Here is a 17,885-nt window from a genome sequence, read left to right on the forward strand (position 1 = left end):
TCGTGCAAGGGAGCTGGTCGATGAAAAGGTCTACCGGATTGCGTCCGCTGTTTCTACTTGCGGCCCTGGTGTCGCTGCTCCTCGCGCCGCAGCCGCCCGCGGCGGATGCGCGGCCGCAGTCTGGTCAGCCTCAAAAGGCTCGCGTGATCCGGGCCGAAGCGCCGCAGCCGAGGCCTGAATCTCTGGCGATGAATGCCTGGACCGTGGGGCTCGCAGGCGGCCTTCTCGAGGGCGCGCCGATCCGCTTGGCCGCGGAGATAGCCCGTGTGACCGATGACGGCGACAATCTGCACGTTTTGCCGGTGGTGACGCGAGGGGCTGTGGAGAATCTGAACTCGCTGCTGTATTTGCGCGGTATCGACGCGGCGATCATCAATTCCGACGCGCTCGAGGAATACAAGAGCCAGGTGCCGGACATCCAGCGACGGATCGCCTATGTCCTGAATCTATTTCCGTCCGAGCTGCATATCTTCGTTCGGCCGGAGATTCGGAGTCTGAGCGACCTCGCCGGCAAGAAGGTGAACTTCAACAACCAGGGGACGGCCGCAGCCTATTCAGGTCCGCTGATCTTCAGTCGCCTCGGCATCGAGGTCGAGAAAACGTTCATTCCGCACCAGATCGCACTCGAGCAGATGCGGAAAGGCGAAATCGCAGCCGTCGTCTTCATTACATCGAAGCCGGTCGATGCATTTGTGAAAGGCCGATTTGAATCGGGCTTCAAGTTCCTGTCCGTGCCGTATGACAGCAAGTTCGAGGACTATTATCTGCCGGCGGCTCTCGATGCCGCCGATTATCCAAATCTGATCAAGCCGGGTGACCACGTTGCTACGATCGCCGTGCCGACCGCTCTCGTGGCCTTCAATTGGCCGGCCAACACCAACCGCTTCGAGCGTGTTGCACGCTTCGTCGATCATCTGTTCTCGCGTATCGACACGCTGCAGGGACCGGGCTTCGACCCGAAGTGGAAGTCGATCAACCTCGGGGCGACTGTGCCCGGCCTCGCGCGCTTTCCTGCCGCGCAGGCGTGGCTCGATCGTCAGTCGACACGGGCATCGCAATGACCAGGCTCGCCATCCCGCTTGCTGCCGCAATCACCGTCATCGACGGCGTTGCCCTGGCGCAAGGGATGGAAGACCCCATGGCACAGCTGCGCGCCTGTTCCCAGCTGCAACGTGAAGCGCGTCTGGAGTGCCTCGACAAGCTGTCGCACGCCGCCGCGCCGACCCGCCGCGATACGTCGAGGGCCGACAATTGGACGATCAGCGAGACGACGTCGCCCGTCGACTATTCACCGATCGCCACTGCGACGACATTCGATTCGGTCGAATCGTCGATGAAGCTGTCGATCCGGTGCCGTGGCGGGCGGACCGAATTGTCCTTCGCGGGACCCGCTATCTCGGGCCGCGGCGACGGCTATGCGATTTCCTATCGCATCAACGATGGCCAGCCGGCGCAGGTCGCGTCAACTGTGCCGTCGGTTGGTTCCGGCGTCGCCATCGCAGGCGATGCTGTTCGCTTGTTGCAGTCGCTTCCCGATAACGCGGTCCTTGTTGTCCACCTCTCACCCGGTACCGGGGCTGCCCATGATGCAAAATTCTCGCTCGCGGGGCTGGACGCGATGCGGGCGAGGATGGCCGCGATCTGCAAATGGCCGCTCGCTGTCGCAAGGCCCAGCAATTGACAAAGCCCAGCAATTGAAAATGTGTTCGCCGATTTTTCGAGATGGAGATGCCTGATGTTCAGTTTTCAATCTGTCGTGAAATTTGTTGCGATGAGTGCCGCCGCTGTGCTGGCTGCCACGTCATTGGCGAGGGCCGAGCAAGGTGGGAAGTACTGGGTACCGGGCGAGCAGTCCGCAACTTACCGGACAAGTGACGTTCAGAAATCGAAAAAGGCGCGAGCCATGGCCGAAATGCGCGAGCGTTCGGCATATGCGCGCATGCATGATCCGGCGGCGCCGAAGGGGAAGGAGCATCATCTGATCCTGCAGGTGAACAGCAATGATCCTGCCGCCATGAACCTGACGCTCAACAACGCAACCAACGTGACCGAATACTACAAAGGCCTCGGCGAAAAGGTGAAGATCGAAGTCGTCACCTTCGGTCCGGGCCTGCACATGCTCCGCGAGGATACCTCGCCGGTGAAAGCTCGCATCGAGGAAATGGCCCTCAGCATACCCGAGGTGTCGTTCAAGGCCTGCGGCAACACCCAGGAGAAGATGCAGAAGGCCGAGAACAAGTCGATACCGATCATCAAGCAGGCGGAGGTCGTGAAGTCCGGCGTCGTGCGCGTGATGGAACTGCAGGAGAAGGGGTGGGCCTATGTGAAGCCGTGAGCTGCACGGCCTGCTTGCGTTGAACGCCTTGGCGCGGCTGCGGACCGGTCGATGCAGGAAATCGCCGCCAATCCGCCGGTTCGCCGGACGGCGCTGCCGGCAATCGCATTGACGTCGCGCATCCGCTACGCCAAGCTCCGGGAAAATCAAGAACAACCCCGGGGAAACGCCATGCTCCGCGCCGAAGACAACAAATTCCTCACCGAATCCGGTGCTGGAACGGGGATGGGCGAATTGCTGCGCCGGTTCTGGATCCCGGTGCTGCTGTCCGAAGAGCTGCCGGAGCCGGACGGCGACCCGAAGAAGATCATTGTCATGGGCGAGGAGCTGCTCGCCTTCCGCGACTCCAGGGGCGTGGTCGGCGTCATCGACCAGTACTGCCCGCATCGCGGCGCCAATCTCTGGCTCGGCCGCAATGAGGAATGCGGCATCCGCTGCGTCTATCACGGCTGGAAGTTCGACATCGACGGCCGCTGCGTCGACATGCCGACCTCCTATCCCGACCTCAACGCCAAGGACCTGATCCGCATCAAGTCCTATCCGGTGCGCGAATGGGGCGAGATGATCTGGGCCTATATGGGCCCCGCGGATCAGATGCCGGAATTGCCGGCGCTGGAGATGGCGCTGCTGCCGGCCTCGCATCGCTTCGTCACCAAGAAGTGGCAGGACTGCAACTGGGTGCAGGCGGTGGAGGGCTCGATCGACACCGCGCATTTCACCTTCGCCCATCTCTCCTTCGACAAGGAGGAGAACGAGATCCTCGACATCAAGAAGCATTTCGTCAACCCGCTGACGCGGGTCGCGACCGATCACATGCGCTGGATCGCCGAGGATCCGCGGCCGGTGATCAAGATCAATCCGCATGAGGCCGGGCTGACGGTGGCGGGCGGGCGGCTCACCGGCTCTGACAACATCTACTGGCGCATCGCCCAGTTCCTGATGCCGTTCCACAGCTACGCGCCGAGCTCGATGCCGGGCGAGAACATGTTCGGCCAGACCTTCGTACCGGTCACCGACACCAATTGCTGGATCTACACCTATGCGTGGAATCCACACCGGCCGCTCACCGACGCCGAGCGCGACGGCTATGCCAACGGCAATGGCGTGATGGCCGTGGTCGACGAGAACTATGTGCCGCTGCGCAACAAGGCGAACGACTACCTGATCGACCGCAAGCTGCAGCGCACCAACAGCTACACCGGGATCAAGGGCGTCTCCGAGCAGGACGCCGCGGTGCAGGACAGCCAGGGCCCGATCGCCGACCGCACCCGCGAGCATCTCGGCCCGACCGATCTCGGCATCATGCATTTCCGCAAGCTGGTGATGGAGGCGGCCCTCGCACTGCAAAAGGGCGAGGCGCCGCCGCATGCCCAGCACCAGGATCGCTACACCGTGCGCTCCGGCGCCTGCGTCACCAGCAAGACCAAGGACCTCACCGCGGTCATGATCGAGCGGTTTGGCGATCCGGTGGGGTTCGTCGGTAGGCCGGGAGCGAACGCGGCTGCGGAATGATCACCGCCGTCGTCCCTGCCTAGTGCGCAATTGCGCACGGGAGCAGGGACCCATAACCACCGGCGCAAATTGTCGGAGCACGCTGGGGCCACAGCCTGATCCAACAACATCGATCAGTGGTTATGGGTCCCGGGTCGCGCTGCGCTTGCTCGGGACGACGTGTGGAGATATCCCGCGCTACAACGGTATCCTGCGATACTCGCGATTGGAAAGGCTCGCTTCCTCCAGGTCAAGATCGCGCTCGATGCGGCGCCTCGTCTCGTCGGTGATCTTGCCGTCGCGCAGCAGCATGTGGATGAACTTGCGCTCGGAGGAGATCAGCTCCCGCGTCAACGCGGTGCCGGTGGCGGAGACGTCGTGTCGGTCGGGGTCGAGCGTATCGGGCAGCTGGTTGATGCGGATTTCGTGCCGCGACCGCAGCAGATTGACGACCTCGTCGGAGAGCTCGCGGTCGTCGGTGATGGCATCGAGCGATTTCAGTGCGGCGTTCAACGCCTCGCGCCGTGCCGTAATTTCCTGCTCATGCTCGGCGATGTGCTCGCTGCGTCCGTCCTGGGCGAGGCCGAGCCAGCGCACCACCGGCGGCAATCCGAGGCCGAGGCCGACCAGCGTCACGAAGATCACACCGAAGGCGACGAACAGGATCAGGTCGCGATACGGGAAGGCGTCCCCGCTCGGGAGCGTCAGGGGCAGCGCAAGCGCTGCGGCGAGCGAGACCGCACCGCGCACGCCGGTGAAGGCCACCACGAACACCGCCCGCCACGACGGCAGGGGATCGCGGTCGCGCACGCGCCGGCTGATCCAGCGCGGCAGATAGGTGCCGGGAAACACCCAGAGGAAGCGCGCGACGATCACGATGACGGCGACCAGCACGGTGGCGGTGAGGATGTCGTGCAGAGGAAACGACTTCGACTTCTCGACCAGCGAGCGCATCTGGAAGCCGGTCAGCAGGAACAGCAGGCCCTCGATCAGATAGATGATCAGGTCCCAGAAGAAGATGCCCTGCAAGCGGGTCGCGGCCGAGATCAGCAGCGGTCCGTTCCAGCTCATATAGAGCCCGCAGGCGACCGTCGCGATCACGCCGCTGCCGCCGAGATGCTCGGGGATCCAGTAGGCGAGATAGGGTGTGATCAGCGACAGCGTGATCTCGACCTGCGGATCCCTGGCGCGGCGGCGGGCGCGCAGGCTGAGCCAGCCCACCGCGGTGCCGAACGCGATCTCGCCCGCGACGATGACGAAGAAGGTGCCGGTCGCCTTCGGCAGCGAGAACAGGCCGGTGGTGATGGCAGCCAAGGCGAAGCGGTAGAGGATCAGTGCGGTCGCGTCATTGGCGAGCCCTTCGCCTTCGAGCACCACCAGGATGCGGCGGGGCAGGCCGAGCTTGCGCGCGATCGCCAGCGGCGCGACCACGTCCGGCGGCGCCACGATCGCGCCCAGCAGGAAGCCGACGCTCCAGGGCAGGCCGATCAGGTAGTGGGTCGCGGCCGCGACCATGAAGGCGGTGAAGATCACGCAGCCGACCGAGAGCAGGATGATCGGCCGCAGATTGGCCTTGAACTCGCGCCAGCTCATCGCGACGCTCGCCGAATAGATCAGCGGCGGCAGCACCACCAGGAGCACGAGCTCGGGCGGCAGTTCCAGCGACGGCATGCCCGGCACGAAGGCGAGCACGACGCCGACCAGCAGCAGCAGGATCGCCGGCGCGATATCGGTCCGCCGTGCAACCAGGGCGGTTCCCGCCAGCACGCCGAGCAAAGTGAGAAAGATCTGAAATTTGGCTTCCATAATGGGCTCAATTCGCCCGGAAACCAGCGCCAGTCAATGCGGTCCGGCCGGAGCCGGGCCGCGGAGGCGTGTCACAAAGCCGTCGCAGGGAAGCGGGGAGGCCGCGGGTCAGTCCTTGAGGTCGTAGCGGTAGGATTTCGAGACGATCTGCCAGCCATCGGCGAGCTTCATCGCCACCAGATAGTCGGTGAAGTAGCGCGGCGGCAGCTGGCAGCGCACCTTGATGAAGGCGGTGTTGTCGTCGGAACGGTCGATGGTGACGATGAAGTCCTCGCGCGGCTTGCCTTCGGCCTTCGCCGACGTGCGCTTGCGCACCAAAGCGAGCCAATCAGGAACAGTCAGGACCTTCAGCTCGCCCTTCTCCACCCAGCGCAGATCGGCGCTCGGATGAAAGGCTTCGGCGAGCTTGTCGGCATTGCTCTCATAGAGACCGTCGAAATAGGTTTGCACGACGTTTTCGACGGTGGATCGATCTTGGCTCATTGGTTAGTCCTCCCGGCAGGATTTGACTGCTAGGATTTAGGCATGATCCGCCGGATTGCGCCATGGCCGGCGATAAAATTCCGCGTGAGGAGCAAGTTGTGACTGCATCCGAAAATTCCAACGCAAATTCGCACGCAAGCTCGAAGCATCGTATCCTGACCGGTGAATGCTTCTGCCGCGATGTGCGCTACGAAGTGGCCGACGCGTTTGGCTATGCGCTGAATTGTCACTGCTCGAACTGCCGGCGCACCACGGGATCGGCGTTCAAGCCGTTTGCGGGAATCGTGCGCGAAGAATTCACGGTTACCAGTGGTGCCGAAGGTCTTTTGGTCTACGGCGATGACACGACCCACGACGCGCATTGCGGCCGCTGCGGGTCGCTGCTCTATTCGCGCCTCCGTAACGGCGCCTATGTCCATGTCACGATGGGCACGCTGCGCGATGCGCCGACGATCCGGCCGACCGCGCATATCTTCGTCGGCTCCAAGGCGCCCTGGCACGAGATACTGGACGACCTGCCGCAGTGTCAGGAGCATGTGACGCAAAGCGGGGAATAAGTCCGCTCAGGGCAGGTTCTTGCCCTGAGTCTCGTCCGCTTGCGCCGCTGACGTCTCGGACGGCCCCAGCGAGAAGGCGAGCACGACGTTGTCGGCGCGCTGCTTGAACTCCTTGCCGACCGCCGTGCGCGCGGCGTCGGCCAGTTCCTGCAACGGCTTGTCCTGCAGCAGGCTCGGGAAGGTGACGGTGACCGACGTGAGCCGGCCATTGTGCCAGTTGAACGCGACCGCCGGTTTGACCCCGACCATCGCAACGAGATCGTTCTCCACGGCCTTGGCGTGCTTGAAACCATCGAATACGGCATCGACCAGGCCGCAGCCCGCGGCGCAGCCGGCCAGCAGCGCGAGGGCGAGAAGGTTTCGGGCCAAGCGGCCGGTCGTGCCGGATCGGGCGGATGGAACCGGTGCCCTGGTGCCCTGCATGACGTCCTCCGTGGTTCTGTTCTTGTTGCCCCGATCGTGCACGAAATCTCGAGCCCCGCCAAATCCGAACCACCGGTCGGTTTCCTCGACTAACAGTCAGGATGACATGGTCCACGCCGGCGCGGATCGTGAGGCATCTCATGAAGCGCGGCGCTTTCTTCTGGTAATCGGGCCTGCGTGTTAGAAAATGGCCAGAGTGTCGCCATGAACGGGTCTGGGCTCTTGAAACTGAAACGACTGCTGCTTGCCGTCGCGGCCTTTCTGATCGTTTGCCAGCCGGCCTTTGCCGAGAAGCGCGTCGCGCTGGTGCTCGGCAATTCCGCCTACAGGAACTCCGCGCCGCTGACGAACCCGGTCAACGACGCCTCGGTGATGGCCGTAACGCTGAAGAACGCCGGCTTCGACGTCGTCGACTTCCGCAAGGACCTGCCGGCGGTGGAAACCCGCCGCGCGCTGCGCGAATTCGCCGACCTCGCCCGGGATGCCGATATCGCACTGGTCTACTATGCCGGCCATGGCATCGAGGTGGATGGCGCCAATTACCTGATCCCGGTCGATGCGAAGCTGGAGCGTGACACCGACGTCTATGACGAGGCGTTTTCGCTCGACCGCATCCTGGTCGCGATCGAGCCGGCCCGGAAGCTGCGGCTGGTGATCCTCGATGCCTGCCGCGACAATCCGTTTGCCAAGACCATGAAGCGGACGCTGGCGACCCGGGGGATCGGGCAGGGGCTCGCCAAGGTCGAGCCGACCAATCCGAATGTGCTGATCGCCTACTCCGCGAAGGCCGGCTCCACCGCGGCTGACGGCGACGGCAAGAACAGCCCGTTCACGATTGCGCTGTCGAAATTTCTGCCGACGCCCGGCCTCGATGTCCGCCGCGCCTTCGGCTATGTCCGCGACGAGGTGCTGAAGACCACCAACAATCGCCAGGAGCCGTTCGTCTATGGCTCGCTCGGCGGCGAGGACGTGCCGCTGGTGCCGGCGCCGCAGAAGCCTGCGCCCGCGGCTGCGGCCGCGCCAACGGCGCCGGCGCCGACGCCGCAGTCCGAGGCGCGTCGTGACTACGAGCTGGCGCTCCAGATCGGCAACAGGAACGCGATAAACGCGTTCCTCGCCCAATATCCGAGCGGCTACTACGCCAACCTCGCCAGGTTGCAGCTGGAGAAGTTCACCGCCGAGGACGCGCGCGTCGTCGCGACCGAGAAGGCGCGTCTGGCCGAGCAGGAGCGTGCGCGGCTTGCCGCCGAGGGCGCGCAGAAGGCCCAGCAGGCCAAGGCCGAGGCGGATGCCAAGGCTGCCGAAGCGGCGCGTCTTGCCGCGGAACGCGCCAAGCAGATCGCGCAGGACCAGGCCGCGGCTGCCGAGCAGAAGCGGCAGGCGGATGCGGCGGTCGCCGATCGGGCCGCTTCGGACAAGCCGGCGGCCGATCAAACGGCAACGCAACCAGCGGCGCCTCCGCCCGACAAGACCACGGCCGTGGCCGCGCTGGCGACCGGGTCGCCCGGGGTCGACGTCGTCAAATCGGTGCAGACCGAATTGCGCCGTGTCGGCTGCCTGACCGGCGCCGTCGACGGCGACTGGAACGCGGCCTCGCAGCGCTCGCTGTCGCTGTTCAACCGCTACGCCGGCACCAAGCTCGAGATCAAGACCGCGAGCGTCGACACGCTCGATGCGATCAAGCTGAAGCAGGCGCGGGTCTGCCCGCTGGTCTGCGAGCGCGGCTACAAGGCCGACGGCGATCGCTGCACCAGGATCGTCTGCGCCGAGGGCTCATTCCTCAACGACGACAATGAATGCGAGAAGCGCCGCGAGCGGAAGCCGGTTGCCAAGCGCGACAGCGACGAGCGTCCGTCGCGCCGTGAGCGCGAGCGGGCGTACCGTCCAGAGCGCGAGCAGGGCGAACCGCAGGTCCCATCAGCGGCAATTCCGCGCCCGCGGAAGCGTGCGAGGGCGGAAGGTGGCGGCAGCGGCCAGATCATGTGCGATGCCTATCTGTGCCGTCCGGTCAGGCACGGCTGCCACCTCGAATACCGCGGCGGCGGCGGCCCCGGCGGCAATGTCGGCAACGTCGAGGTCTGCAACTAGCGCGCCATTACGTTTGCCTCGAGGCAAGCGACGGACTCCCCTTCACCTCGCCCCGCGCGCGGGGAGAGGTCGGATTGCATCGCCAGATGCAATCCGGGTGAGGGGGCTCTCCGCCGCGCAGCTGTCACTGGTTACGCGGAGACAGCCCCTCACTCCAACCCTCCAAGAGCAAGCTTCGCTTGTCTCGACCCCGTAAGAACGGGGCGAGGGAGCGCAGCGCCATCGCGGCTGCTATGCGACCCAGTCCTATCGCGCGGCTAGATCGCGCTCGCCGCGATGTTGACCATCAAAGCCAGCAGCGCGGTGTTGAACACGAACGAGATGATGCCGTGCACGGTCGCGGTGCGGCGGATGATCTTGTCGGTGATCCCGACGTCGGAGACCTGCGCGGTCATGCCGATCACAAACGAGAAGTAGACGAAGTCCCAGTAATCGGCGTCGGCATGTGCATCGCCGCTCGGAAATTGCAGCCCGCCGGGCGTCTTGCCGCGGTAGAACTCGTGGGCGTAGTGCAGCGCGAACGCGGTGTGGACCATGGCCCATGACAGCGTGATGGTGACGATGGCCACCGCCAGTCCTGCCGGGCTGCCCTTGGATGCGCCGAGTTCGAATACGATGGCGAGCAGGCTCGCCAGCGCGCCGAACGCGGTCAGCAGCAGGATCAGGAAGCGGCCATCGTCCTGCAATATGGCGCTGCGCTTGATGTGGGCGACGCCACAGCGCAGCATCATCACATAGGCGAGCACGAGATAGAGCGCGGCGAAGGTGTCCCAGCCGGCGAGCAGCCGCGTGACGAGGCGTAGCGAGCCCGGCACCAGCAGGGCAACGATGATGCCGACCACGATCGAAGTGAAGGTGCGCGGCCGGCCCACGACGACGCGGACCGGCATCGGCAGCTTGCGGAAACGAACAAGGCGGTCGTCGAACTCCTTGCTCATTTCGCGCTTTGCTTTCCGCTAGTTCTTGCGCTCGGCGACGAAGCGGGCCGCCGCGCGCAGCACGTCGCCGCGGTCGCCGAACACCGACAATGCGGCATCGGCGCGCGCCAGCAGATCACGGACGCGCTGCTTGGCGCCGTCGATGCCGAGCTGGGTGACGAAGGTGGTCTTGCCGAGCGCGGCGTCAGCGCCGGCCGGCTTGCCGAGTGCAGCGGCGTCACCCTCGACGTCGAGCAGATCGTCGGCGATCTGGAAGGCTTCGCCGAGCGCTTTGCCGTAATCGTCGAGCGCCTGGTATTCCTTTTGCGATGCTTGGCCGAGGATCGCGCCGGCGATGCAGCCGAAGCGGAGCAGCGCGCCGGTCTTCATCTGCTGCACGCGCGCGACGTCGACCGGCTCGCGGTCCCCGAAGCGGCCTTCGCCGGCGAGGTCGAGGATCTGGCCGCCGGCCATGCCGCCGATGCCGGAGGCGCGCGCCAGCGCACGGGTCAGCAGCAGGCGCACCTGGGCATCCCTGTGGATCGCATCGCGGGTGATGATGTCGAAGGCGATGGTCAGCAGCGCGTCGCCGGCGAGGATCGCGGTGGCGTCGTCATAGGCCTTGTGCAGGGTCGGGCGGCCGCGGCGCAGATCGGAATTGTCCATCGCCGGCAGATCGTCGTGGATCAGCGAGTAGCAGTGGATGCATTCTAGCGCGGCGCCCACCAGCAGCGCGGATTCGCGCGAGATTCCGAACACCGCGGCGCTCTCGACCGCGAGGAACGGCCGCAACCGCTTGCCGCCGCCGAGGCTCGAATAGCGCATCGCCTCGATCAGCCGCTTCGGGCGCACGATCTCGTCGCTTTCGGTTGCATCCGACAGCAGTTTCGCGAGCAGGGCTTCGGTATCCTCCGCGGTCTGGTCCAGCCGCTTGGAAAACTCTGCAGTACCGGTCGTCATTAAGAATTGCTCCAGATCGATTTTCGGCCGGACAATCGTTGATGGCATCGGCTTCGTCAATTCCACCCGGCGACGGATTCGCGCCTTAAAAGTGCTGGAAAAACCGTGAATTATCCCGCAGACGTCGGGTAGCGCCGGCCGTATCCTGGCGGGCGGGTCCCAAATCCTCTCTGGAGACGCCCTCCCCGGAAACCCCCGTCTTGCGCATTGTCCGAATTTTATTGCTGCTTTTGCTGGCCTTGCTGTTGCTGCCCTATCTGGTGACGCCGTTCTATCGCACCGGCCAGCCCGTTTCGGCCCTGATGGCGTGGCGGACCCTGCGGGGGGCCCCGGTCACGCGGCACTGGATCGATTTCGACGCCATGTCCCCGTATCTGCCGCGATCCGTGGTCGGCTCGGAAGACGCCCATTTCTGCAAGCACCGGGGCATTGATTGGGGGGCGCTGCGCGAGGCGGTCAACGATGCCGAAGACGGCGAGGCGGCGCGCGGCGGCTCGACCATCACCCAGCAGGTCGCCAAGAACCTGTTCCTGTGGCCGGGCCGCAGCGTGATCCGCAAGGGGCTGGAACTGCCGCTGGCGCTCTGGATCGATTTCGTGCTGCCGAAGCAGCGAATCCTGGAAATCTACCTCAATATCGCGGAAATGGGCCCATCCGGGCAGTTTGGCGCGGAGGCCGGCGCCCAATATGCCTTCGGCCGGTCGGCCGGGGCGCTGTCGCCCCGGGAGGCGGCGCTTTTGGCGGCGATCCTGCCGAATCCGGTCAAAAGGAGTGCCCGGAACCCGGGTCCGGGGGTCCGCAGGCTGTCCGGGACCTATATGGCCCGAGCCAACACCGTGACGCGGTGCTGGCGCGAAAATCGCGGCTCCTGAGGCCGGTTTCGGGCGGATTTTGCTGTCTCCGGCCCCCGAACTTCGGTTCTGATGCCATCAGAACCGAAGTTCTTGATTCTTTGATTTGACGCGTTTTCTTCAAGCGAACCGGTGCGCACTTCGCTTGAAAACGCTCTGGCTTTACGCTGGTCCTTCCTCTATAAGCGCGGCCTTACCGGCATCGCAGCTGGCGCTTTGAAGCGCTGTGCGCTCGTCCCATTTCGGACGATGCCTCCGCAACACCCCTAGAGGACACCGTCATGGCCGTTCCCAGAAGAAAAACCTCGCCGTCGCGCCGTGGCATGCGCCGTTCGGCCGATGCGATCAAGACTCCGACCTACGTCGAGGACAAGGACTCCGGCGAGCTGCGCCGTCCGCACCACCTCGACCTGAAGACCGGCATGTACAAGGGCCGCCAGGTCCTGAAGGCCAAGAAAGAGTCCTGATCGGACTTTGGGCTGCCGCGCCAATCAAATGGCACTGCGCCTGAATTCGGCCAACGAGTGCGGTCAACACGGGCGCGTCCGCGGCGAAGCCAATGAGCATCGCCGCATTGCTGGTTCTCCCTGAATAAGGCGCAAGCCCCGATGGTTGGTTTTCCGCTGCTGCTCGTTCCGCTCGCGGTCTACAACATCATCGCTTTCCTGATGCCCGGCGTGTCCTTCGCGGACCCGCTGATCAGGCTGACATTGCTGTCGGGCGAAGTGTGGCAGATCACGCTCAGCGACATGCTGCTCGCCGCCGGCGTGCTGTTGTTGCTGCTCGAGGTCATCAAGGGCGCGCGCCCCGGCGCGAAATACCTCACCGATCATCTGCTGTCGCTGATCGTGTTCGGCGCGGCCGCCGCCGAATTCGTGCTCTGGCCGAAATTCGGCAACTCGACCTATTGCCTGCTCGCGCTGCTGGCGCTGGTCGATTTCATTTCCGGAATTGCGCTGCGCACCCGCCGCCGTGCGGTGGTTGCGGCACCTGCGCCGAGCGTCGGCAAGTCGCAGCCCGAGGCGCCGCAGCCCGCGCCGGCAGTGGCGCCCGCGCCGCGTCCCGAGCCCGCGCCTGTCGCCGCACCGGCGCCCGCTGCGCCGCCGCCGGCTGCACCCGTTCCGCCGGCGACGTCGGTCGCGGAATCCGTGCTGCTCGATCCGTCCGCGCCAAAGCCCACGGTCGCCTCGCCCGATTTGCAGCCGGGCGGCCAGCCATCGCCGGACACGCCACAGCGCTAGAGCCGTTTTCGGTGGGAGCCATGAGCGAAGAAACGCCCCTTCCGATCGCCGATCCGACGACAACGCAATCGATCTTTGACTGGCTCGAGCGGTTCGCCGCCTGCGTCAGGGCGGTCGATTATGCTGCCGCCCGTCCGTTCTGGCATTCGGACATCATCTCGTTCGGCACCTATCAGGAACTCATCCACGGCCGCGCCCGCTGGACCGAGATGCAATGGGACAATGTCTGGCCGCGCACCGCGGATTTCGCGTTCGATCTTGCGCACACGGAGGTGCTGATCAGTGCCGACGGCGGCACGGCGACGGTGATCACGCCGTGGACCAGTACCGGCTTCAATCCGGACGGCAGCCGCTTCGATCGGCCGGGGCGTGCGACGATCGTCCTGGCGCGCCAGCCCGACGGACGCTGGCTCGGCATTCACTCCCACATGTCGTTGCGGCGCGGCGTGCCGCAGGACAGCCACGGCAACCGGCCGGTCAAGGCCCACTAATCCTGTCTAGATGATTTGCCGGGTCCGTCGCGCCACGCTGCGGCGTTCGTCGACATGCGGGCCGTAGGCGCTGTGCGCATCGGCCAATGACCCACGCCACAGCCCGCGCGTCTGCGGTTCATGGGCGGCGGTGGCGATCAGATGGGCCATAAATGACGGGTCGGCATGGGGCAGCGGGATCTTGGGCGCCCAATGGGTGGTCACGGCCAGCGGCACCAGGGCCATGCTGGTCACCCCGGCGGTCTCTGTGAACTCGCCGTCCACGAATTCCGATTGATCGATATCGCGCATCGCCTGCGACCCGTTGGAGCGTCATAGTTTGGGACGTCGCGTCCCTCTGCAACACCCTCATGGCAAGGGTCATGCCCGCCATCCCCAGTTCGTTCCACGGCACCCGAAAACGTGGTTTCCAGATTATTTATCAACTTCTCCTAGCGTTGGATTCGCCGGAACCACTATCTTGAGAGCGTGTAGAATCACCGGGCGCCGTCCCAAATCGAGACATGTTCGATGCCCTCTGTCCCGCCAGCTGCCAGCATCCTCGCCTCGCTCGGCCAAGCGACATTCGCCTGGGACCTGGCGACCGACGCGATTGCCTGGAGCGAAAATGCGGCGACGGTATTCCCTGACATCCCGGCCGCTGCGCTGGCGAATGGCGCCGAGCTCGCCAAGCTGATCGAGCCGATGCGCTCGGTTCGATCGGATGCGCTCGGCCAGACCGGAACGGCGCGGGGCGGCGAAGGCGTTCCCTACCGGATCGAATATGGCGTGCGGGCCGTCACCTCGGCGCCAGTGATCTGGATCGAGGAGACCGGCTGCTGGTTTGCCGGCGCCGACGGCAGGCCGGCGTTGGTGCAGGGCGTCGTCCGCATCAACAATGAGCGGCACGCCCGCGACGAGCAGCTCTTGAAACTGTCGCGGCACGATCCGCTGACCAACGAGCTCAACCGCACCCATCTGGTCGCCTCGCTCGCCGAGACGATGGAGGAATGCGCGCGCTTCCGCTCCTCCTGCGCCTTCATGCTGATCGGCATCGACCATCTGGCGCGCGTCAACGATGCCTTCGGCTTCGATGTCGCCGATGCCGTCATCGCCGAGGTCGCGAAGCGGATTCGCGCGCGGCTGCGCAGCGGCGACATGCTCGGCCGCTTCTCCGGCAACAAGTTCGGCCTGATCCTGCGCAACTGCACCGTCGACGATACCAATGTCGCTGCCGAGCGCTTCCTCGCCGCGGTTCGCGACGAGGTGGTGCCGACCAAGTCCGGCCCGGTGTCGGTGACGGTCTCGATCGGCGCCGTCACTATCCCGCGCCATGCGAAGTCGGCGGAGGAGGCGGTCAATCGCGCCCAGGAGACGCTGGACGCTGCCAAGAACCGTCGCGCCGGATCGTTCGCGCTGTGGAAGCCGAATGTCGAGCGCGATGCCCAGCGCCGCGTCAACATCCGCGTCACCGACGAGATCGTCACCGCGCTGAACGAGCGCCGCATCGTGATCGGCTTCGAGCCGGTGGTCGATGCACGCTTGCGGCAGCCTGCGTTCTACGAGTGCCTGGTCCGCATGGAGCAGGACGACGGCCGCGCGCTGCTGGCGCCCGACATCGTGCCGGTCGCCGAGCGGCTCGGCCTGATCCGGCTGGTCGATCATCGCGTGCTGGAGCTTGCCATTGCCGAGCTCGCCGCCGCCCCCGGCGTGCAGCTCAGCCTCAACATCTCGCCCGACACCACGATGGATCCGGACTGGTGGGCCACCATCGAATCGCTGATGCGCGCGCATCCCGGCGTCGGCGAGCGCTTGATCGTCGAGATCACCGAGACGGTCGCGATCCAGGATATCGACGACGTCCGCGGCTTCGTCACGCGCCTGAAGAATTTCGGCAGCCGGATCGCGATCGACGATTTCGGTGCCGGTTACACCTCGTTCCGCAATTTGCGCAAGCTCGGCGTCGACATCGTCAAGATCGACGGCGCCTTCGTGCAGAACATCGTGCGCTCGGCCGACGACCGCGCCTTCGTGCAGACCCTGATCGATCTCGCGCGCCGGCTTGAAATCAAGACGGTCGCCGAATGGGTGCAGGACGAGGAAGCCGCCGCGATGCTGCGCGAATGGGGCTGCGACTTCATCCAGGGTCGCCTGATCGGCCTCGCCTCGCCGGACCGGCCGTGGAATGGGCTCGCGGAGAAGGCCGCTCCGGCGACCGGCTGATGCCATCATACCTGCCACGCGGGTCATTGCGTTGACCCCGGCCCCCGCACCCGATATCCGGCAGCGCAGGCGTGCGCTCGAAATGCGCCACGCCTTCCGGAGAGCATTCGCGGCATGGACTGGAATGACTTTCGGCTGATCCTTGCGATCAGCCGGGCCGGCTCGCTGAAGCGAGCTGCGCGGGAGCTCGGCAACGACCACTCCACGATTTTCCGCTGGCTGAACGCGCTTGAGGCGAGGTTTCAGGTCCAGCTCTTCGAGCGGGATGGCGGCGTCTATACGCCGACGGACGCCGGACACCGGATGTTGCTCGCCGCCGAGCGCATGGAGGCGGAAGTGCTTGCGGTCGACCGCGAGGTCGCCGGCCGGGATGCCCGGCTGTCCGGCAATTTGCGGATCACCTGCTCGGAATCCCTGGCCTACCGCATCCTCAACGATCTGCTGGCCGAGTTCAGGTCGAAGCACGCGGGGATCACGGTCGAGCTGCTCGTCGACAACCGCCAGCTCGACCTGCTCCGACGCGAGGCCGATATCGCGATCCGAGCAACGCGTCCGATTGAGAGCGACTTGTTCGGACGGCAGATCGCGGAGACGGCGTGGGCGCTCTACGCGAGTCCGCGTTATCTGGCTGATCGCGGCCAGCCGGGTGGCGTTCCGTTCGAGGGCCACAGCTTCATCGGCTGGGACAGCTCGGCGGTCGCGGCAGCGGCGAGTTGGCTGACCGAAACCGTGCCGAACGATCAGATCGTGTATCGCTCCAGCAGCCTGATCAACCAGATGATGGCGGTGAAGGCTGGCATCGGGATGGCGTTGCTGCCTTGCTATCTCGGCGATCAGGAAGCCGACATCGAGACCGTCTCCGTCCCGGAGGCCGCGCTCACGCGTGAACTCTGGCTCATCACCCACCGCGATCTGCGCAACACCGCCCGCGTCCGCGCCTTCTTCGATATCGTGGGGCAGGGGCTGACGGCGCGTCGGCAGTTGCTCGAAGGACGCTCGCGCAATCGCGCTGCGCTCTAGCGAGCCTCGCCCGAAGTCTTGTAGCCCGGTTGCTGAAAGGGATGTGCATCGGCGAAGGCCGGCACCGCGAAGCATCGCTTCGCGAGCGCCGCCACCGCGGGAAACGCTGTGAGATCCATACGGTAGACGTCGGCCAGCGCCACCTGGCCGGCGATGCTGATGTCGGCGATTGTCGGCGTCGTTCCAAGCGCGAAGGGGGCGGGCGGACGTCGCGTCAGCAGGCGCTCGTAGGTCGAGAGCCCCTCGGTGGTCCAATGCCTGCACCAGGACTCGATGGCGGCCTTGTCGGCGTCGAGCGCCTGACCGAGATATTTGCGGACGCGCGGGACGGTCAGCGGATGCGCGTCCGCAGCGAGGATCATGGCCAGTGACCGCGCATAGGCCCGCTCGGCGGCGCCGGCCGGCAACAGCCGCGGCTCGGGCTTGATCTCATCGAGATATTCGACGATCGCCAAGGACTGGAACACGAGGCGGCCGTCGTGAACCAGCGTCGGCACGACATGCTCTGGGTTCACTTCGGCGTAGTCAGCATCGAACTGGCGTCCGGAGAGAATGTCGATGTCGATTTCCTCGAAAGCGAGGTTCTTCAGCGCCAGCGCGACCCGGACGCGGAATGCCGCGTTCGAGCGCCAGAAGCCGTAGAGCTGGATGGTCATTCGGGTTGCCTCTCATAGCCAAGCCATCTGTCTAGCGTGGCGTGGGAGCGGCGTCGCAGGCGATGCGATTGCCGCGCGGCAATCCGGGCTTGCAAGCCTGCAAGTGCAGGCTTGCTGGAAACGTCTTGGCCGGGGCGCAATGATCGGCGGATCATCGCGCTCCGGATTGTCTTTCGCGCCAGGCCGTTTGGTCAGCTGTCGCCGCCGGCGAAGATGTCCTTGCGGATCACCGCATGGACGCCCCAATTGCCGTCGACCACCTGGGTGACGCCGAAATCGACGCCGAGCGAGATCAGCGAGATGGCTTCGTCCTCGGTCAGCTTCTTCGTCGTCATCAGAAATTTGCGCATCTTGCGGAAGGCGT

General features: G+C 65.2%; 19 protein-coding genes and 1 pseudogene. 12 read left to right on the top strand and 8 right to left on the bottom strand.

What is annotated here, in order from left to right:
* Positions 1-20 precede the first annotated feature (20 nt).
* The 4 genes from FNJ47_RS15260 to FNJ47_RS15275 all read left to right on the top strand — a co-directional run bounded on the left by FNJ47_RS15260 (position 21) and on the right by FNJ47_RS15275 (position 3,847).
* A complete protein-coding gene (locus FNJ47_RS15260) occupies positions 21-1,061 on the top strand; it encodes a TAXI family TRAP transporter solute-binding subunit (RefSeq protein ID WP_163154393.1) in 1,041 nt (346 codons plus the stop codon).
* Complete coding sequence (locus tag FNJ47_RS15265; protein ID WP_163154395.1) at positions 1,058-1,681, top strand: hypothetical protein; 624 nt, start codon at positions 1,058-1,060, stop codon at positions 1,679-1,681. Before FNJ47_RS15260 ends, FNJ47_RS15265 begins: the two co-directional genes overlap by 4 nt.
* A 123-nt stretch (positions 1,682-1,804) precedes the next feature.
* A complete protein-coding gene (locus tag FNJ47_RS15270; protein ID WP_430649383.1) occupies positions 1,805-2,335 on the top strand; it encodes a DsrE family protein in 531 nt (176 codons plus the stop codon).
* A 51-nt stretch (positions 2,336-2,386) separates the two neighbouring features.
* A complete protein-coding gene (locus FNJ47_RS15275) occupies positions 2,387-3,847 on the top strand; it encodes a Rieske 2Fe-2S domain-containing protein (RefSeq protein WP_235999895.1) in 1,461 nt (486 codons plus the stop codon).
* 177 nt (positions 3,848-4,024) lie between these two features.
* Here FNJ47_RS15275 and FNJ47_RS15280 read toward each other — a convergent pair whose 3' ends face one another.
* Both FNJ47_RS15280 and FNJ47_RS15285 read right to left on the bottom strand, forming a co-directional pair.
* Positions 4,025-5,632 carry a Na+/H+ antiporter gene (locus FNJ47_RS15280; protein WP_163154399.1) on the bottom strand — a complete coding sequence of 536 codons (1,608 nt, stop codon included), beginning with the start codon at positions 5,630-5,632 and terminating at the stop codon, positions 4,025-4,027.
* Positions 5,633-5,740: 108 nt separating this feature from the next.
* Entirely contained in the window at positions 5,741-6,115 is a 375-nt protein-coding gene (locus tag FNJ47_RS15285) for a nuclear transport factor 2 family protein (RefSeq protein ID WP_021077543.1), read from the bottom strand.
* 62 nt (positions 6,116-6,177) lie between these two features.
* On the opposite strand from FNJ47_RS15285, the gene FNJ47_RS15290 reads away from it, so the two are divergent.
* Complete coding sequence (locus FNJ47_RS15290; RefSeq protein WP_163154401.1) at positions 6,178-6,672, top strand: GFA family protein; 495 nt, start codon at positions 6,178-6,180, stop codon at positions 6,670-6,672.
* Between the two features lie 6 nt (positions 6,673-6,678).
* Here the strand turns inward: FNJ47_RS15290 and FNJ47_RS15295 are convergent, their stop codons facing one another.
* A complete protein-coding gene (locus FNJ47_RS15295) occupies positions 6,679-7,095 on the bottom strand; it encodes a hypothetical protein (protein ID WP_235999896.1) in 417 nt (138 codons plus the stop codon).
* A 204-nt stretch (positions 7,096-7,299) separates the two neighbouring features.
* Between FNJ47_RS15295 and FNJ47_RS15300 the strand changes: the two genes are divergently transcribed.
* A complete protein-coding gene (locus tag FNJ47_RS15300; protein ID WP_163154403.1) occupies positions 7,300-9,183 on the top strand; it encodes a caspase family protein in 1,884 nt (627 codons plus the stop codon).
* Positions 9,184-9,440: 257 nt separating this feature from the next.
* On the opposite strand, the gene FNJ47_RS15305 is transcribed toward FNJ47_RS15300, so the two are convergent.
* Positions 9,441-10,121 carry a DUF1345 domain-containing protein gene (locus FNJ47_RS15305; RefSeq protein ID WP_163154405.1) on the bottom strand — a complete coding sequence of 227 codons (681 nt, stop codon included), beginning with the start codon at positions 10,119-10,121 and terminating at the stop codon, positions 9,441-9,443.
* Between the two features lie 18 nt (positions 10,122-10,139).
* A complete protein-coding gene (locus tag FNJ47_RS15310; RefSeq protein WP_163154407.1) occupies positions 10,140-11,060 on the bottom strand; it encodes a polyprenyl synthetase family protein in 921 nt (306 codons plus the stop codon).
* A gap of 200 nt (positions 11,061-11,260) precedes the next feature.
* Here FNJ47_RS15310 and mtgA point away from each other — a divergent pair, with 200 nt between their 5' ends.
* From mtgA to FNJ47_RS15330, 4 genes are all read left to right on the top strand, one after another.
* Entirely contained in the window at positions 11,261-11,932 is a 672-nt protein-coding gene (gene mtgA / locus FNJ47_RS15315; protein WP_163154409.1) for a monofunctional biosynthetic peptidoglycan transglycosylase, read from the top strand.
* A 260-nt stretch (positions 11,933-12,192) separates the two neighbouring features.
* Positions 12,193-12,378, top strand: coding sequence for a 50S ribosomal protein L32 (gene rpmF / locus FNJ47_RS15320; RefSeq protein WP_021077536.1), 186 nt, complete (start codon positions 12,193-12,195; stop codon positions 12,376-12,378).
* A gap of 141 nt (positions 12,379-12,519) precedes the next feature.
* Entirely contained in the window at positions 12,520-13,152 is a 633-nt protein-coding gene (locus tag FNJ47_RS15325) for a hypothetical protein (protein WP_163154411.1), read from the top strand.
* 20 nt (positions 13,153-13,172) lie between these two features.
* A complete protein-coding gene (locus FNJ47_RS15330; RefSeq protein ID WP_163154413.1) occupies positions 13,173-13,643 on the top strand; it encodes a YybH family protein in 471 nt (156 codons plus the stop codon).
* A gap of 6 nt (positions 13,644-13,649) precedes the next feature.
* Here FNJ47_RS15330 and FNJ47_RS15335 read toward each other — a convergent pair whose 3' ends face one another.
* On the bottom strand, positions 13,650-13,934 hold the full coding sequence (locus tag FNJ47_RS15335; RefSeq protein ID WP_163154415.1) for a hypothetical protein: 285 nt from the start codon (positions 13,932-13,934) through the stop codon (positions 13,650-13,652).
* A 219-nt stretch (positions 13,935-14,153) separates the two neighbouring features.
* Between FNJ47_RS15335 and FNJ47_RS15340 the strand changes: the two genes are divergently transcribed.
* Together FNJ47_RS15340 and FNJ47_RS15345 are read left to right on the top strand one after the other, a co-directional pair.
* On the top strand, positions 14,154-15,845 hold the full coding sequence (locus FNJ47_RS15340; protein ID WP_163154417.1) for a bifunctional diguanylate cyclase/phosphodiesterase: 1,692 nt from the start codon (positions 14,154-14,156) through the stop codon (positions 15,843-15,845).
* 114 nt (positions 15,846-15,959) lie between these two features.
* On the top strand, positions 15,960-16,865 hold the full coding sequence (locus FNJ47_RS15345) for a LysR family transcriptional regulator (protein WP_163154419.1): 906 nt from the start codon (positions 15,960-15,962) through the stop codon (positions 16,863-16,865).
* On the opposite strand, the gene maiA is transcribed toward FNJ47_RS15345, so the two are convergent.
* Together maiA and FNJ47_RS51235 are read right to left on the bottom strand one after the other, a co-directional pair.
* On the bottom strand, positions 16,862-17,521 hold the full coding sequence (gene maiA, locus FNJ47_RS15350) for a maleylacetoacetate isomerase (protein WP_163154421.1): 660 nt from the start codon (positions 17,519-17,521) through the stop codon (positions 16,862-16,864). The genes FNJ47_RS15345 and maiA overlap by 4 nt on opposite strands.
* A 191-nt stretch (positions 17,522-17,712) precedes the next feature.
* Positions 17,713-17,885, bottom strand: a pseudogene (locus FNJ47_RS51235) (acetamidase/formamidase family protein); the annotation flags it as partial.

Origin of the sequence: Bradyrhizobium uaiense (genome assembly GCF_010811875.1) — a bacterium.
Lineage (GTDB): Bacteria > Pseudomonadota > Alphaproteobacteria > Rhizobiales > Xanthobacteraceae > Bradyrhizobium > Bradyrhizobium uaiense.